A 15,701-nucleotide genomic window follows, 5' to 3' on the forward strand; every position below is an offset into this window, starting at 1 on the left:
GGTATCATTATAGGCCGCCTGCGTCGACCCCCTCCAAGAGCCGCAAAATGCCGGCTCGCTTCCCAGATGCCGGTGTGCCGGTGACTCTCAGACCCCGGGTCCGCGGCGACGATCGCGAGCACGTCTTGGATCGGGCGCGCTGAGGCCCGCTCGCGTTGGTGGCCCCCCCGCTCGCGGCCGCGCGAGGCCAGGCGCCTCCCGCGTCGTCAATCCCGGCGGACACAGCGCTCCGCAGTGGCATGCCTCCCCAGGACCACGTGCTGCGTCACCGCTTCGAGCAACCCGCCCACGCGGTCCAGGGCCGACTCCCTGATCCGGAAGCTGCGTGAGTCCCCTGTGGTCCGTGCACCAGCGGCCTGGAGCGTCTCCCGGCTCGACCGGCTGGGGCCGGTCGCGGCGCGTCAAGATCAACCAGGCGACCGGCCCGGCTCCGCCGGCGAGCTCTCAGACTGGCCACTACTGCGGTGGCCGCCCCCATCCATCGACCCGGCTGGGCCGGGGAGCAAGTTATAGCTCCTGTAACAGGAGCTGGTCCGACCGGGCGCGGTCGGAGCCTGGAAGAGCGTGGCGCTCGTGGACCGTCAGCGAGTCCGCTAACGGTGGCAGCAACCGGTGACGACAACGCTCGGCGACATGGCGCATGGCGACACTCGAGTGCGGGAGGGTCGTGGCCGTGACCGGACCCACCTGTATCCGGGCCGGCCGCGGCGGATCGCTCCGAGCTTCACCGAACAGGAGATGGCCGACGTCCAGAAGGCGGCGGAAGACGCCGGTCTGACGCCGACCGGGTTTTTGGCCGAGGCGGGCTTGGCCGCCGCCCGGGGAACCCCGCCCGCGTCGCTCGACCGCGGCCGCGAGGGCCTGGCGCAGCTGCAGGCCGAGTTGTTCGACGCGCGTGTCGCCGTCGGTCGGATTGGCACCAACCTCAACCAGGCCGTGGCCGCCCTGAACGCCACCGGGGCGGCCCCGGACTGGTTGATACAAGCCGTCGCGATGTGCGAGCGCAGGATGCAGGCCCTCGATGAGGTGATCTCGATGGTCGACCGGCGGCTCCAGTGATCCCATCGATCCACAAGCGCGGTACCCGGGTCGGCGGGCTCATCCGCTACCTGTACGGGCCCGGTCGTCGAGAAGAACACCGCGACCCCCGGTTGGTGGCCGCGTGGGACGGCGCCGGACCGCTGTCCCGCCTCGAGCCGGTGGCGGGCCCGGGCGGCAAGCTCGATTTCACCCAACTGGTCGATCTGCTCGAGCAGCCTGTCCGGGCGGGCCGCAACCCACCGCAGCGCACGGTGTGGCACACCTCCGTGCGTAATCACGCCTCCGACCGGACGCTGAGCGACCAGCAGTGGGCGCACATCGCCAGGGAGATGGTCGCCGGCTCCGGTCTGGCGCCCCACGGCGACACCCGGGCAGTGCGGTGGATCGCGGTCCGCCACGCCGACGACCACATCCACATCGTCGCCACCCTGGTCCGTCAGGACCGTCGCACCGAGTGGGGACGCAACGACCGCTGGCGATGCCAGCGGACCGCCCGGGACCTTGAGGAGCGCTACGGTCTGCACCGGGTCGGGCCCGCCGACCGCACCGCCGACACCCGCGCCCACCGGGCCGAGGTCAACAAGGCCCGGCGCACCGGTCGCCGCGAACCCGCCCGTAACCGGCTGCGCCGGGAGGTGCGCTTCGCCGCGGCGGCCGCCGGATCCAGCGCCGAGTTCTTCGACCTGCTTCGGGCGGCGGGCCTGCAGGTCCGCCTGCGGCACAGCAGCACCGATCCCGGACAGGTCACCGGCTACGCGGTCGCCCTCGATGGGCACACCATCGCCGATGGCACGCCGGTCTGGTACGGCGGCGGCCGGCTGGCGCCCGACCTGACCCTGCCCCAGCTGCGGACCCGCTGGGACGAGACCTCGACCGGCGAGGCGGCCCCGCCACTGATCGAGCAGGCCGAGGTCTACCGGCAGGCCGCCGAGCAGGTGCGCGCCGCCGCCGAGGCCATCCGCCAGCGTGCCGCGGGTGGCCAGGGTGCCGCCGGCGCGGACGCGTACGCGGCCGCTGACGCCCTCACCGTCACCGCTCGAATGATGGAAGGCGACGACCCGCGAGGGCCGCTGCATCGCGCGGCCCGCGTGCTCGACCGAGCCACCCGCGAACCGTACCGGCGTCCGCTGCCGCGGACCCGCCGCGCCGAGGGCCTGCGGTCCATGTCGCGGCTGATGAAACTGGCCGGACAACTCAGCGACAACGCGGCCGTGTTCGAAGCACTCCGCATGGTCATGCAGATGTCGCTGCTGGCCGACGCCCTCGCCGACATGCGCGAAAGCCAACAACGCCTGCACCAGGCCCGCGCCGCCCGCGCCGCCGCCGGGCTGCTGCGCACCGCTGGCACCAGGCAGGGCACGACGTCGCCGGCCGTGGCGGACACGGGGGTAACGCCGCAGCCAACGCCACCGTCAACCCCTCCACCAACCGGCGCCCACGATCGTCGACGTCAGGCCCGGTCCACCAACACGGGCCGCGGCAGGTGACGCGACCCCGGGGAGGGGTAGATGGATCGGATCGGGCAAGACCAACACGCCGACCTGGCCGCTGAGCTCGGCCAGCGAGTCGGCCAAGGCATCGCCGTGCTCTCGACGCTCACGGAGGCCAGCGCTCGGCTGGCCGCCGAGGAGATGCGCCGGCGGGCACGACGGGAGGAGCAACAGCACACCGACGAGGACAGACGAGACCGGGATGCGCAGAGGCTGGCGGGCGAGAGCGACAAGCTGGCCCAGTACGCGGCCCGGCAGCGCGTGGAGCACGACCAACGGGTGGTCGGGCAGGCAGCCGATCCGGATTGGCTGGCTCGAGCGGACCTGTTGGACCTCGCCACGGTCTGGCGCACGGCGCGGGCACGCGAGCATGAAGGGCCCGAGTACGCCGAGGCCGCCGAGCGCGTCGAGGAGCGGTTGCGGCAGATGTATCCGCGGCCGATGGACCTCTACGACCAGAGAGTGAGCGCGGGTGTGCCACGCGCCGACGCGATGCGCACCGCGGCGCAGGAGATGGCCCGCACTCCGGTGATGCGGGCCCACGGCGGCGGCCGGGCGGCGGCCTTGCACCCCGGCGACGTAGCGATCGGGGAAGCGGCTTTCGCCGCCGCTGTCACCGACGAGCAGATCCGGTTGTCCACCGGCGTCGACCCGCGTGACTACGCCGAACAACTGGACCAGCTCGGCGCCGGCGGTGCCGCTGCCGCGCAGGCGCTGCGTGAAACCCTCGCCGCCCGAGCCGGGCAGGACCTCGCCGACGGCCGCAGCGACGCGGCCACGCCCGACAACCCGGCGACCGCCGTCAACGAACACACGACCGGCCTGGTCGACCACAAGCGCGCCACCGCGGACGGCGAGCGTGACAGTGCCGCCGCCGGCACCCGTAACGCCGCGCAGCTCGCCGCGGAGTGGTACCCGGAGGGACTCAACCACCCCGCGGCCCTGCCCGGACACGTGGCTGGCAAACGCCCGGCCGCCACCAGCCCGACGCGCACGGCAGGGAGGACCCGATGACCCGCTCCGTAGTCGAGGACCCGCCCGCCGGCGAACTGGCCGAGGAGCGGCAGGCTCAGCCGCCGCTGTATCCGAGCGTGGAAGCCTGGGTGGGCGGCTACTTCACCCCGATGTTCCTGCACCGAGTGCCCGGCAACCAACGCATCCGGTGGTGTCCCCAGTGGTGGCAGCACGCGGAAGCGATCGCCCGGCTCACGCTGTTGTGGAACACCTGGGAGGGCGCACGGTGGGAACCGGCAGCCAAATCCGGATGGTGGCTCGATCTGGACCACCACCTGCCGATCCTGCTCGGCATCGACGGACCGTTCCGCAACTGCCGCCACCCGGAGGGCAACCGAGCCGGCAAACACGAATCGCCGGCGGACGCCGCCATCGATCCGGCCCCGGACGGTTGGTGGGACTGAGCGGCGGGGACCGCGTTCGCGGTTATCCACAGCCTTGACGCGACTTCGGTTATCCACAGCACGACCACACCTGGCTTGCCCAACCACGGAAGGAGGCGGACAGTGCCGCCCATGAACAGTTACCGCATCGCATTGATGGACGCGACCGACCGGCTGAACAGCACGACGAACCTCGACGGGCCTGACGCGCAGCAGGCCCTGCTGCTCGCCGCGTACGCCGGTGTCGCCCCCGATACGGCCATGCCCGCCGACTGGGACTTCTACACCGTGGCGATGACCGACGCCATCGGCGAGCTCCAGGAGGGTCTCGACCTCTCCGAGCAGGTCACCCTCACGTCCCGTCCTGTCCTGCCGGCAGCCAGCGACCCTGGCCTGAGGGAGGGGGTCACCACAGCCGTGCGTCGACTGGCCGACCTGTACGCCACCGCCGCCGGCGGCCAGGCCGGCCCGGGGTGGCGTCGGCTGGTCTGGGCCCAGGTCGCGCACCGACTCGACGACGCCGTCGCGGAGCTGACCTGACATGGACTACGGCGACTACCTCGAAACCGCGGCGGCGCAACTGGCGCGCGCCCATGCCATCCTGCGCCAACCGCGCCCGCCGGACCCTGCCGTCCGCGCATCCGCCGCCCTGGCCAGGATCCGGCTGTACCGCAGTGTGGAGCGGCAGGTCGTGGCCGTCGGTGGAGTGCGGGAGGCCGACCTGCCGCAACGCGGTGTCGTCCCGGACCGGCAGCGGGCCGGCGGCAACCAGACGGCAGCGGCGAACCTGGCGACGGCGCTGCGCTACGCGACCGCACACTCGATCACGGCAAGCGAGGGCGTCGGGAACATCCCACCCATCGGGCCCGCCGCGGTCGCGCTGCACAGCGCCCACCAGGCGTTACAGATCGCCGGCGACATCCTGATCAGCAACACCGGGCCATACACCGGACCCGGCGACGACCACCAACCGAGCACCGCAGACGGCATCGCCCTTCTCGCGGGCGTCGGCCGCGAGAACAACCTCGCCGCTGTCGCGCGCCTCGCGGCCGCCGCCGCGGACATGGACGTGCGCCTGGCCCGCTGGCTGTGGCCGGAGGAGGCGCCAGCACCGCTGGGAAGGGTGCTGGCCGCCGCCGAGCAAGACGCCTGGCAGACGAAGAACGGCTCGCTGCGGAACGATGCGCGCACCATCGTCGGCCTCGGTCACGGAGCTCAGGCGCCGGTCCGGGCCCTGGCCATCGGGCCCGCGGTCGACGACCCGCACCGGTGGGCATCCCCAGCCTCACTACAGGAATGCGTGGCAGCGGTAGACGCCGCCCGCGCGTGGCTGACCCGCCGCGGCGACGACCTGACGGTGCAGCAGGTGGTCCGCGTCGCGACCGCGGCGGTGGGCATCACCCGGTCGGTTGGGCACGTGCAAGCGCACACGACTGGGACACCCGCGCTCGACGAGTTGGCCGCGACGACCGCCCGGCCATGGCGGGGCGTACTCGAGTTCGCCAACGAGTTGCGCAGCCCCGTGCCGGATCGCGGCAACCTGAGTACGTTGACCGCTGCCATGTCCGGAGTGGCGACATGGCTGCAGGGCCAGCTTCGGCCAGCCGGCCAGTGGGCCGATCCGCCCCGGTGGGCCGCGGACGAGGCGGCTCGGTCGGCGTGGCGCACCGGCACGGCGCAGATCCTTTCCCGGATGCCGGATCTGGCCGACCAACTCCACGACGCGACACTGCGCGCTCACGGTCGTGGCGGGGTGCTCACCGAAGCGCGGCGCCTGATCCGCCGACCCGGCCAGCTGATCCGCGCCACGCACTGGGTGACCGCGCCCCCGGAGCACCCTGTGTTCACCGAGCTGCTCGGCGGGCTGCGCGCGGCGGGCACCGCGACCCGCGCCCTGGCCGCCCGCGCGGACGTGGCGGAACGGCCCGGTGTGGGGGCAGCGGCCGCACTGGGTGCTCCGATGAGCCCGGCGAAGCTGGCCGGGCAGTGGTACCCGCAGAGCCCGGCCGAGCCGGTCGAACGGGCGAGCCGGACACGAAGCCGGGCGGCTCAGCTGCAGGGTGCGCCGCAGGTCAAGCGACGCTGAACGAACCACCGACAACGTCCGCTGATGGTGGCTCAGCTGTTGCGTTGAGCCGCCGCAGCGGCGGGCAGCGCAGCCCGCCGAGGCCGCTCACGCAACGCCGCTCTGGCAGACGCTGGCGCCGTCGTCGGCCCCTGATCCTGGCGCGCCAGCCGCGCGGCGTTCATGGCGTCGCGGACACGGTCCGGGCGAGGCCGCACCACCAGCACGGCCGCCGCCGGGCCCCCGAGCCGGCTGAGGGCGGCCGCACCGGCGGCGGGCTGCTGGCGCTCCAGCGCCTCCCGCAACTGCGCCGGTGTCGCGGCGGACAGCGACCGGCCGGACAACACGATCCGCGTCACCGGCACATCGATGCGGTTGACGCCGATGGCCCCACCGCGTACCGATGCGGTCAACGCGCCGTCCCCCGGGCGGGTCGGGGCGCCGGGACCGGCCCGCCCGCGCAGCGTGTGGTCAATCGTCAACGGGCCTATCCATCGGGGCGTCATGGCGTAGGCGCGGGCATCTCCGGCCCACGCGACGGTGAACCTCTCGCGCCCCGCGACCGGCCGGTCGCCGTCGAACGAGGTGAGCACCACGATGCTGGCGTTGCCCTGGTGTGCCGCGCCGAGGGCGGCAAAGTGGGTATTGACCGCCGTGCGGGCGATCTCGACGGCCCTCCGCGCGCCGACCAGGACCGCGACCCGGCCGGCGACCTCGCCGGCCAGAGCAGCGGCGTCGCGGTCAGCGGCGGTGTCGCCGGCGCCTTCGGCGATCACCCAGGCGGTGTGGCCGGTGCCCGGGTCGTGTTCGACCCAGGTCGCGGCCGCGCCCGACGAACTGGTCCGGGCGTACTGGTGTCCCACGGCCTCCGGGTCGGGAAACCCGGCGCCGCTCATCGGCGTGGCCGCTCCGGCGGCGGACTCGACCGCAGCCGCATCCGGCGCAGGGGCCTGCCCCGGATCGCCGATCAGGTCGTCGTCCCCGGGGGGGTAGATCGCCTCGAAGACGGTCAACGGGTTGAGGTCCAGTCGTAGCGTCACCTGGTGGGTCAACCGCGCCGCAGCCACCGCATCCCGGTCGCCTACCTCGGCCAGCAGCGGCGCCACGGCGCGCAGTGCGTCCAGGCGTATCTGAAACGACTCCGAGGACGGGTCCCGACCGAAACGCGCGAGTTCGGCGAGCCGTTGACGGAGCCGGTCCAGGTGCGGGGTCATCCGGTGCTCGGCGACAACGTCGACCAGCGGCGTGCGAGCCAGCGCGAGAGCGGCGACCGCGGCCATTGACCCGTCGGCGATCAGTGACGCCGGATCCGACCCGGCCGGAAACGACATGGCCTCAACCGGCCCTGACCAGTCGCGCAGCAACTCGTAGGACTTGTCGATCGCACCCTGCCCAGCGGCGTCGGCGTCGAATGCGGCAGCGATCGGGGTGCCGGACGGGACCGCGTCGGCCAGCAGCGCGACTTGCTCGGCGGTCAGCGCGGTGCCGCACGGAGCGACCGCCACATACGGGCGGTTGCGGTCGGGTAGCGACGGGCGCAGCCCGGCCACCGCGACCACGTCCGCGGGACCTTCCACGATCATGACCAGGTCGGGCTGAGCTCCGTCGCGGAGTTGCTCCGCGAGTCCGTACAGCACGGCCTTCTTCGAATAGATCGCTGTGCTGGTGGTGTTGCGGTACTTCGGAGTGCCGGGCCGTCCGGACACGTCACGGCCGGTGAAGGCGACGACCTGGCCGTCTGCATCGCGGATCGGGAACATGACCCGGTCACGGAACACATCGATCAGGTTTCCGTTGCTGGTTTTGGTGATCAGCCCGGCGTCGAGCAACTCCGAGTCAGTGAACCCGGCAGCCCGAAGGTGCTCTCGCAGAACCACCCAGCCGCGTGGCGCGTAGCCGATGGTCCACGGCGTGTCCTGGGCGGTCGCCGCCACGATTCCGCGGCTGCGAAGGTACGCCAGTGCCCGGGGTTGGTCGGTCAGGTGGGAGCGGTAGAACTCGGTGGCTATTTCGTGCGCGGCGATGAGTCGCCGCGGGTCGGGGTCGGTGCGTCCGTTCATGGCCGCCGTGCCGAGCCGCGGAAGCGCGGCATCCGCGACGTGGTCGAGTGGATCGAGTCGACGGGCCCGCCGGAGCTGTCGGCCTCGCCGGTTCCGTCTGCTCCCGAGCTCTCCCGCAACGGCGCAGGCTCAATGCCGGCCGGGGTCCCAGTGCTCGGCTGAGGTGCGCGCTCGATGACGGTCGGGGACGCGAGCGCAGGCAGCTTCACTCCCTGGGCGGACAGGTCGCTGATGAGTCGTTCCTGCTCGGCGGCGTCGGAGATTTCGGCGATCGCGGCGGCGGTTTCGGCGGTGAGCGTGGCCGCGGCGGGCTGGCGGTACCACGGGCTGAGCTCGAGCATGGCCGGCCGTGCGCCGGAGGCGAGCAGGATCGCGTGGCCGCGTTTGAGCGCCCGAACGTCCTCGGGGCCCAGGATGCGCTGCCGGCGGACGCTGATTTGGCGCGACATGGTGCCGGAGCCGTCGCGGGTCATCGATAGCGTGGCGACGTCGTGCTCGCCGACCAGAGCGGATACGTCGGCGGCGAACCGGGGGTCGTCTGCGCCGGCGCCGATGAGCTTTACGGTTGCGGCTCCCCACAGGGTGCCCATGCCCCGGTCGCCCCACACCGTGGTGCCCTGTTGATAGGTCTGCAGGATGGTGACCAGGATGATGCCGCGGCCGCCGTAGTGGCTGTAGAGCTGCGGCAGGTCGGCCAGGGGGCAGATGTTCGCCGCCTCGTCGAGCATGCACAGCATGGGTGGGTCGAGACGGCCGCCGCGTGCTTCGGCGCGACGCACACCGTGGCGCATGACCTGGTCGGTCAGGGCCGCCACGAGCGGTCCGCTGGAGCCGGCGCCGTCCTTGGACAGCAAGTACAGGGTGTCGCGGCTGAGGGGGAACAGGTCCGGGTTGAACTGGTCGAGGCCTGTCTCGGTGCCGGGTTGGTTGACCCAGGCCATGATGCGGGGGTCTTGGAGGCATTTTGCCGCCGTACGGGCGGTCTCGTAGATGCCGTCTCTGGTCTCCGGCGCACCGTTCTGCCGGCCCCGCAGTGCTCGGGCCACCTCGGGAAATCCGCCTTCGAACAGCAGGCCGACAGGTTCGTCGTCGCCTGCGTCGGCCAGCCACGCCTGCACGTCGCTCATGCCGACGCCCCTGGCCGCGGCGGCGAGGAAGAAGCTGGTCAGCAGGTCCTCGGCGGCGAGCAGCCAGAAGTCCTCGCCCTTGTCCCGCTTGATGGGCTGCACGAAGTGCGATGCCATCCGCGAGGCGTCTTCGACCGAGCTGATGCTGCTCAGCGGATTCCACCACCAGCCTTGTCCGGTGCGGGTGATGCCCTGTGGGTCGAACACCCAGTTCCGGCCCACGCGGGCCCGGGCCGCGCGGGTCGTTGCCCACACGTCAGCCCGGTTGGAGGTCGCCACCACCGCGCCTGGGGCGTCGAGGATCAACGGCACCGCCAGCGAGGTCGTCTTTCCGGCCCGCGGGCCCATCACCGCGAGCACCCCGTCCTCCCAGGAGGCCCGCAGCGTCGGCCCGCGTCGGCCGGGGAGCACCATCGTGCCCAGCGCGACGCCGAGGTCGGCGCCGGCGAGCTTCTTGACCGGGGTGTCGCCGAGGCTGGGCCGCAGCTGCAACGCCCGCTTGGTCACCCCGGCGGGTGTGAGGTCGGCAACCTCGCGAGGACGGGCCATCGACGGCAGCGGGTCCCCGGCGTGTGTGCGCCGACGCTCCCAGATGACCCAGCCGGCCGTCACGGGCGCCGCGGCGGCCGCCACCAGCGCGCCGTAGACGACGGCGACGGCGGTGTGATTGACGTGCGGATACAGCACGGCCCATTGGCCATGGAGCAGCCCGTCGACGAATGCCGCGCCGAAGGCTGGCCCGCCGGGCCGGTTCGTCATCGCCGAGGTCAGCGCACCGGCGGCCCACGCCAGCCATGCCAGCGCGACCGCCCCCCACGCCGCGGCGAGCAGCACGAACGGCGTCAGCGGCATGGTGCCGGCGCTGGAGCGGGGTTGCACCGGGTGTTGGGACAGGCTCATCGCCGACCACCCGCCCGGGCCACCGACCGCACATCGGTTCCTCGTACCGCCATGTCCGTGTCGTACAGGTCCCACTCGTCGCCGACCAGTGTCAGCGCGACCGGAAGCCCTGGCCTCTCCCCGGTCTTGATCAGGTATTTGCCCCGGCCGGGGTGGACGCTGCCGGCGAACAGCGCCTCCGGTGCGGCCCAGGAGGACACCATTTCCCGCTCCGGCGCGGACAGCCGGGTGATCTGGTTGATCCGATCCAACTCCCGCCCCGGCAGCGCCGCCATCACCTTGATCGCGGCCCTTTCGAAGAAGCCCCTGGCCTTGGCCCGGTCCTCCTCTGTTGGCAACGCTTCGAGGTCGTCGAGACTGTGCGTGATCATGAGCGAGGCCATGCCGCGCTGACGGTTGAGCCGGGTCAGGGCGTCGGCGTGGTCGACAAGGCCGGGCGCGCCGCGTAGTGCTCTCCAGAGCTCGTCCATCACGCCGAAGAACTGCCGCCGTGGCGCGAGGCCCTGCTCGGCAAGCACGGCGGCCGCATCGACCACGCCGAACGAGTACGCCCAGGTGCACAGCATCGCCGCCGCGACGAGCTGGTCGCCGGCGGCGGCGACGTGGGAAATGTCCACCGACACCGCCGGTGCGTCCAGGTCGATCGGGGTTGTGGTCTCGGCGTCGAACACGCCCTTGAGCGAGCCTTCGCACAGCAGCGCCAGGGTGGGGATCAACTCAGCGACCCGCCGCTGGTACTCCTCCGCCGAACCGGCCCGGGCGGCGGCCCGCAGCTCGTCCGGTCCTTCCTCGAGGAGCCCGAGAACGTCGGGCACGGTGGGCTCACGGTCCAACCGGGCGGTCAGCACGTCTACGGTGCGGCCGAGAATGACCTCCTCCGGGTTGGTGACCCGGCCGGCGCGCACCAGGGTGCACAGCGCGAGGAGCAGTGACAGCCGGCGGCCTCGGATCTCCAGGCGCAACCGGTCAGCGTCCGGTCCACTCATCCGCGCCAGCGCGCGTCCCAGCGGCCCGGAATCCAGCGGGTTGATCCGGTCCAAGCCGCGGCCGACCCGGATCACCTGGCCGCCCAGGTGGCTGACCAGCCGGGTGTAGTCGGGTTTGGTGTCGCCGAGGACCAGGGCCTGCGTGCCGTATCCGACCAGACCCGTGATGAGGCGTTTTGCCAACGAGCTCTTACCCACCCCTGGTTGGCCGAGGAGGAACATGCCCGGGTTGGTCACCAGACCGGCGTTCAGCCAGGCCAGCGGGTCGAGGCAGAGGACCTCGCCCCACAACATGTGCCTTCCGATGGGCACGCCGAGCATGGGTGAGCCGGATCCGGCCACGAAGGGGTACATCCCGCACAGCTGCACGGTCGTTCCCTGGTATTCCATTCCCGGCGCGAGGTGGCTGACTCGGCCGGCGCCGGGCACGCGGAATCCCCATGACGGGGCGACCGGCCCGCCGGAGGGCGCGTCCACCGCGGAGTCGTATGTGGTCATCGGTAGCTCCTCACACCGGTCAGCGGGGCCACTGGGTGGCCAGTTGCGGTGGGCAGATTCCGCACGGAAGGGTGGTCACGAACCCTGCGGCCTGGCTGGCCCACAGCCGCCGCAGTCGGATCTTGGCGACCTCGGCGCGGGACTCGACGTCGGCGATGGCTCGACCGAGCTCGGCCTTGTCGGTCACGGTGACCGTGACGAACATCGACATCAGCCCGACGCCTGAGCCGGCGGCTTCCTCCTGGGCCGCGCGCAGTGCGCGGTCCTTGTCCGCGCGGTCGCGGGCGTTCTCGTCGCGCTTCTGGGCCGCTCGCAATGCGTCGCGGAACGCCGCGGCGTTGACCTCCCGCTCGACGATGGTGGCCGCCTGCCCGGCGGAGAACGGGCGGTATACCAGGCTGACCCGCTTGGGATAGGGGCCGGGGGCGAGCAGCCGGGACAGTACGTCGGCGTGTACCTGCGCCCGCGGGGCCTCGTGCCACGCCCACGACACGCTCCAGCCCGAGTCGTGCTGGTAGTGGTCGTAGTGCTCTTCGGCCGCGACCGGCCCGGCCGTGTCCCAGTCCAGCCAACGGCCCGGATTCGAGTCGCCGCCGCTGACCAGCCGTGCCACGTCGCCACGCGCCAGCGGGTCGTAGGCGGTGCGCACGGTCGCGGTGAGGTCTTGGGCGGTGGCCCGACCCAGCACGGTCACCCCGCAGCTGCCGAGTGAGTCCATCAGGCCCGGCAGGGTCCGGCCGATCTCCGCGACGGACTCGTCGAGGTTGCGGGGCCGGGCAGGGGAGTGGGCGGGGTCGAAGGTGACCGTCACCCGGGTCTCGACATCGGCGGCCGCCGCCGGGCTCGTCTCGACCAGCTGTGCGAGCACCCGCCGGGCGGATGCTGGAGCGTTCGGGGCGACGCGCCGGGCGACGTAGTCAGCCAACCGTGACCCGGACGCTGGCGCGGTGTCCACCGTGATGGTCACCCACCGCACGATCGGCAGATATCCGAGCGAGGACAGCCACCCACCCCAGTTCGACACCCACGACGTCGCCTGATCGCGGTCGACCAGCCACGTCGACGTCGCCGCCGTCCGAACGGTGGCCGTCATCGTGCCGACCCGCTTGTGCCAGACGAGCCCGAAGTCCCCGGCAGGGTCGGTGACGGCGAGCAGCGTGGTGGGGGCCAGCAGCCCGGGTAGCCGCCAAGCCTGGGCATGAGCCACCGTCACACCGGATCGATACGACGTGTAGCCACGTGCCGATCCCCACCCCCATCGGACCCGCTGCAGCACTCCATGCAGCAGCGGTACGCCATCCCAGCGAAGAACGGTTCCACCGATGATCAACAGTGCGGGCCCGGCCGCGATCGCCAGAGCGGTCGGACTCAGCGAGGCGGAGATGATCAGTACGGTGAGGGCGATGAGCACCAGCAATGTCTGCCCGGAGCCCAGGCCCATCAGCCCCATACCCCGGCTGCGCCGCCACCCGCCGTACGTGCGTACCTGGCCGTCAGTTGACGTCATCGGATCCTCACCCGTCCTTCGTGGAGGTGGACATCGCCCCAGCGGCGCTGTCGGCGGCGGCGCGAGATGTCTTGGCGGCCGCGCCGACCGCGACGACCGCGCCGGCGACGATGGGGGCCGCCGGGCCCGTCGCGGCGGAAGCCGCGACACCCGCGCTGGTCGCGGCGCCAGTGGTCGCTCCCGCGCCGGCGCCGGCCGCCGCGGCGCCCGTCGTGGCCCCGGTCGTGGCTGCGGTGCCTGAGCCGCTGGCAGACGTAACGCTGGCGACCTTGCCGGAGCTGACATCCCCCTGGAACACCGGCGGTCTCGCCCCGCCGCCGGTGCCAGAGATTGGCCCCGGGCCAGGGCTCGGGGCAGATGGCGGACCGAGACCCGAGCCATTGCCCCGGTCGAAGGTGTCGCTGAGGTAGCGGGCGTGCTCATTGACGCCCGAGCCACCACCAGAGCCGCGCATTGAGGCGGCGGCGTGCATACCGGCCGCGCCGGCAGTGGCAAGCATGCCCAGTCCGCCGCCCCCGCTCTGGAGCGATCCGACAGTCCAGTTGAAGAACCTGAGCAGCACCGGGAGCGCCACCAGGGCGGCGACCATCATCGCCAAGCCGAACAGGAGAATGCGCGGGTCATTGGAGTTGTTCTCGCCCGTCATCCAGATCATCACCGCGTAGGTGACGGCGGCGAAGTCCTTGTAGAAGATCAAGGTGAGCATCCAGGCCATGACCTTGGGCAACCAGCCGTTTGTGGCGTTGGTGAAGCTGCCGGAGGCGGCCAGCGGAGTCAGCGCGGCGAGGATCAGGACCGCGCCGTCGCGGAAGAGCATGAGGATTGCCTGGATGAAGGCGCAGATCATCGCGATGAAGCTGATCAGGATGACGAGCCCGATCGGCATGCCACCGGCTGGCAGGCCGCCGGGGAGAAACGCCGGTAGGAGCAGACCTCCGAGTCGCTTGCCGAGACTCGGCTCGCCGACCGAGCCGAGCGCGAGGTTGATCACATAGGTCGCGAACCCATCGGTGCCGGCAAGCAGCAGGTTCGTGCCGAACACCCCAACGGCCGACCACAGTGCGGTGTTCCACAAGCCGCGCAGCACGTTGACCAGCGGGGCTGGCTTGCGTGAGAGCACCATCAGCAGGCCGTTCCAGAGCATGCCGCCGGTCGCGATGATGACGGTGATCGGCAGGATGAGCGCCCGCAGGTTCGCGACCGAACTGATCGTGGCCGCGTAGGGGTCGGTGTTGCCGCGATCCGGGTACAAGCTGATCGAAGGCACCATCACCCACCAGCTCGCGGAAAGGTTGATCAGCCACTGCGCCGCAGCGACGAGCATCTGCCCCACCTGTCCGAACATGCCGTTGGCGACGGTGTTGGCGACCTCGGCGGCGATGCACGTCGTGTCCCACGGGGTGCACATGTCAGCCTCCGTCCGCGAATCGTTTGAACCCTGCGCCGTCGGTGACCACCGAAGTCTCCGTCGACCAGTCGCCGTCAGCCGGAGCGACCAACGCCCAGTCGCCGTCGACCCACTGCAGTTCGGAGACCAGAGAGACCAAGACGGAGCCGCCAGATGCGCCCGGGCCCTCGATGAGCAGCCGTACGGTGGGTCTGTCGATGGACTCGACGTCGACCTGGTAACCGCGGATCGTGGAGTAGAGCCGGCCGGCTGGCTCGCCGTGTGGCAGCCCGAGCTGGGCCCGCGCCTGCTGGTAGTCGTCCTCTACCCGGTCCGCGAGGGCTGCGGCATCCGGGCCGACGACCTGGTCGCGCAGGGTCGGCTCGAACACCGCGGGGCCGGCCTGCGGGCTCAGCCGCACGCTGATGTGCGCTGCGGCGAGGACCGCGCCAAATGGTGTCCGGGCGAAGCCGCGCGCACGGCCGCCCGCGCTGTCGGCCGGGCCGGCGGTCGCGGAGACCGGCACGCCGGCCCCCGCGACCGTGGTCCAGGCCACCGTGCTGGACGGTGCCGTCGACAGCGGCGCCGGGTCCGCCGGTTCCGTCGTGACGTGCAGGGCGCCGGGGCCGGCCGTGCCGGGACCGCCCTGACCCGTGGCCGTCGCCCCGGTCTGACCATTCAGCGCGACAACCAGCCCGGTCACGCCGGCGGTGATGGCCAGCAGCACGGTGCTGGCCACGACCCCGATGGCGCGGGTGCGGCGGCGGGCACGCAGTGCGATGTCGTCGGTCATCGCGTCACAGCACTGTGGATACGACGGTCGCCCCGATCGCGGCGATGGTCAGCCCGCCGAGGACCCAGGGGATGCCGGTGGCGCCGTCCACCGCCGTGGCGGACCGGTTACGTCGGCCGAGGATCATCATGCCGCCGCAGATGAACATGCCCAGCACGCCACCGACGAGCAGCGCCCATTTGCCCCAGCCGAGGAACATGTCGGCGACCGGACCCAGCCCTGGAATCTCGGCGGGCGCTGGGTTGGGGGCCTCGCCGGGGTCCGGCGCGGCCAGATAGGCCTGTGCCGCGTCGACAATGTGGGCGATCAGCATCTCGCACTCCTTCAATCCGGGTAGCTGGCCCGTCCTGCGGCGAGCCCGTGACCTGGACGATGTCCGCTGGTCGATAGCGGGGGAGTTGGCGACGACGTAGGTGCTGGCGCTGATGGCGTTGCGGGTAGCGCTGCCGC

General features: G+C 72.0%; 13 protein-coding genes. 6 read left to right on the top strand and 7 right to left on the bottom strand.

Annotated elements, in window-relative coordinates; translation table 11 throughout:
- The first annotated feature begins 612 nt into the window (after positions 1-612).
- The 6 genes from CHC05_RS37290 to CHC05_RS37315 all read left to right on the top strand — a co-directional run bounded on the left by CHC05_RS37290 (position 613) and on the right by CHC05_RS37315 (position 6,014).
- On the top strand, positions 613-1,059 hold the full coding sequence (locus CHC05_RS37290) for a hypothetical protein (RefSeq protein WP_239126808.1): 447 nt from the start codon (positions 613-615) through the stop codon (positions 1,057-1,059).
- Positions 1,056-2,528 (top strand): relaxase/mobilization nuclease domain-containing protein, encoded by a 1,473-nt coding sequence (locus CHC05_RS42905; protein ID WP_089255369.1) that lies wholly within the window; start codon positions 1,056-1,058, stop codon positions 2,526-2,528. The genes CHC05_RS37290 and CHC05_RS42905 overlap by 4 nt, the downstream gene beginning before the upstream one ends.
- Positions 2,529-2,549: 21 nt before the next feature.
- Positions 2,550-3,545: a hypothetical protein gene (locus CHC05_RS37300; RefSeq protein WP_089255370.1), complete on the top strand. Its 996-nt coding sequence runs from the start codon at positions 2,550-2,552 to the stop codon at positions 3,543-3,545.
- Positions 3,542-3,949: a DUF4913 domain-containing protein gene (locus CHC05_RS37305; RefSeq protein WP_089255371.1), complete on the top strand. Its 408-nt coding sequence runs from the start codon at positions 3,542-3,544 to the stop codon at positions 3,947-3,949. The genes CHC05_RS37300 and CHC05_RS37305 overlap by 4 nt, the downstream gene beginning before the upstream one ends.
- Before the next feature lie 111 nt (positions 3,950-4,060).
- Positions 4,061-4,468 carry a hypothetical protein gene (locus CHC05_RS37310; RefSeq protein ID WP_089255372.1) on the top strand — a complete coding sequence of 136 codons (408 nt, stop codon included), beginning with the start codon at positions 4,061-4,063 and terminating at the stop codon, positions 4,466-4,468.
- A gap of 1 nt (position 4,469) precedes the next feature.
- Entirely contained in the window at positions 4,470-6,014 is a 1,545-nt protein-coding gene (locus CHC05_RS37315; RefSeq protein ID WP_089255373.1) for a hypothetical protein, read from the top strand.
- A gap of 32 nt (positions 6,015-6,046) precedes the next feature.
- Here the strand turns inward: CHC05_RS37315 and CHC05_RS37320 are convergent, their stop codons facing one another.
- From CHC05_RS37320 to CHC05_RS37350, 7 genes are all read right to left on the bottom strand, one after another.
- On the bottom strand, positions 6,047-8,053 hold the full coding sequence (locus CHC05_RS37320) for a toprim domain-containing protein (protein ID WP_089255374.1): 2,007 nt from the start codon (positions 8,051-8,053) through the stop codon (positions 6,047-6,049).
- The gene (locus tag CHC05_RS37325) at positions 8,050-10,080 is read right to left on the bottom strand and encodes a type IV secretory system conjugative DNA transfer family protein (protein WP_089255375.1); all 2,031 of its coding nucleotides are present in this window, start codon (positions 10,078-10,080) and stop codon (positions 8,050-8,052) included. Before CHC05_RS37325 ends, CHC05_RS37320 begins: the two co-directional genes overlap by 4 nt.
- Complete coding sequence (locus CHC05_RS37330) at positions 10,077-11,564, bottom strand: hypothetical protein (RefSeq protein WP_089255376.1); 1,488 nt, start codon at positions 11,562-11,564, stop codon at positions 10,077-10,079. The genes CHC05_RS37325 and CHC05_RS37330 overlap by 4 nt, the downstream gene beginning before the upstream one ends.
- Before the next feature lie 19 nt (positions 11,565-11,583).
- Positions 11,584-13,071 (bottom strand): SCO6880 family protein, encoded by a 1,488-nt coding sequence (locus CHC05_RS37335; RefSeq protein WP_089255377.1) that lies wholly within the window; start codon positions 13,069-13,071, stop codon positions 11,584-11,586.
- Positions 13,072-13,078: 7 nt separating this feature from the next.
- Positions 13,079-14,395 carry a hypothetical protein gene (locus tag CHC05_RS37340; RefSeq protein WP_144022945.1) on the bottom strand — a complete coding sequence of 439 codons (1,317 nt, stop codon included), beginning with the start codon at positions 14,393-14,395 and terminating at the stop codon, positions 13,079-13,081.
- An 85-nt stretch (positions 14,396-14,480) separates the two neighbouring features.
- Entirely contained in the window at positions 14,481-15,251 is a 771-nt protein-coding gene (locus tag CHC05_RS37345) for a DUF8175 domain-containg protein (RefSeq protein ID WP_089255379.1), read from the bottom strand.
- A gap of 4 nt (positions 15,252-15,255) precedes the next feature.
- Positions 15,256-15,564, bottom strand: coding sequence for a hypothetical protein (locus tag CHC05_RS37350; RefSeq protein ID WP_239126809.1), 309 nt, complete (start codon positions 15,562-15,564; stop codon positions 15,256-15,258).
- Positions 15,565-15,701: the final 137 nt, after the last annotated feature.

Source organism: Asanoa hainanensis (assembly GCF_900188485.1).
GTDB classification, from domain to species: Bacteria; Actinomycetota; Actinomycetes; order Mycobacteriales; family Micromonosporaceae; genus Asanoa; species Asanoa hainanensis.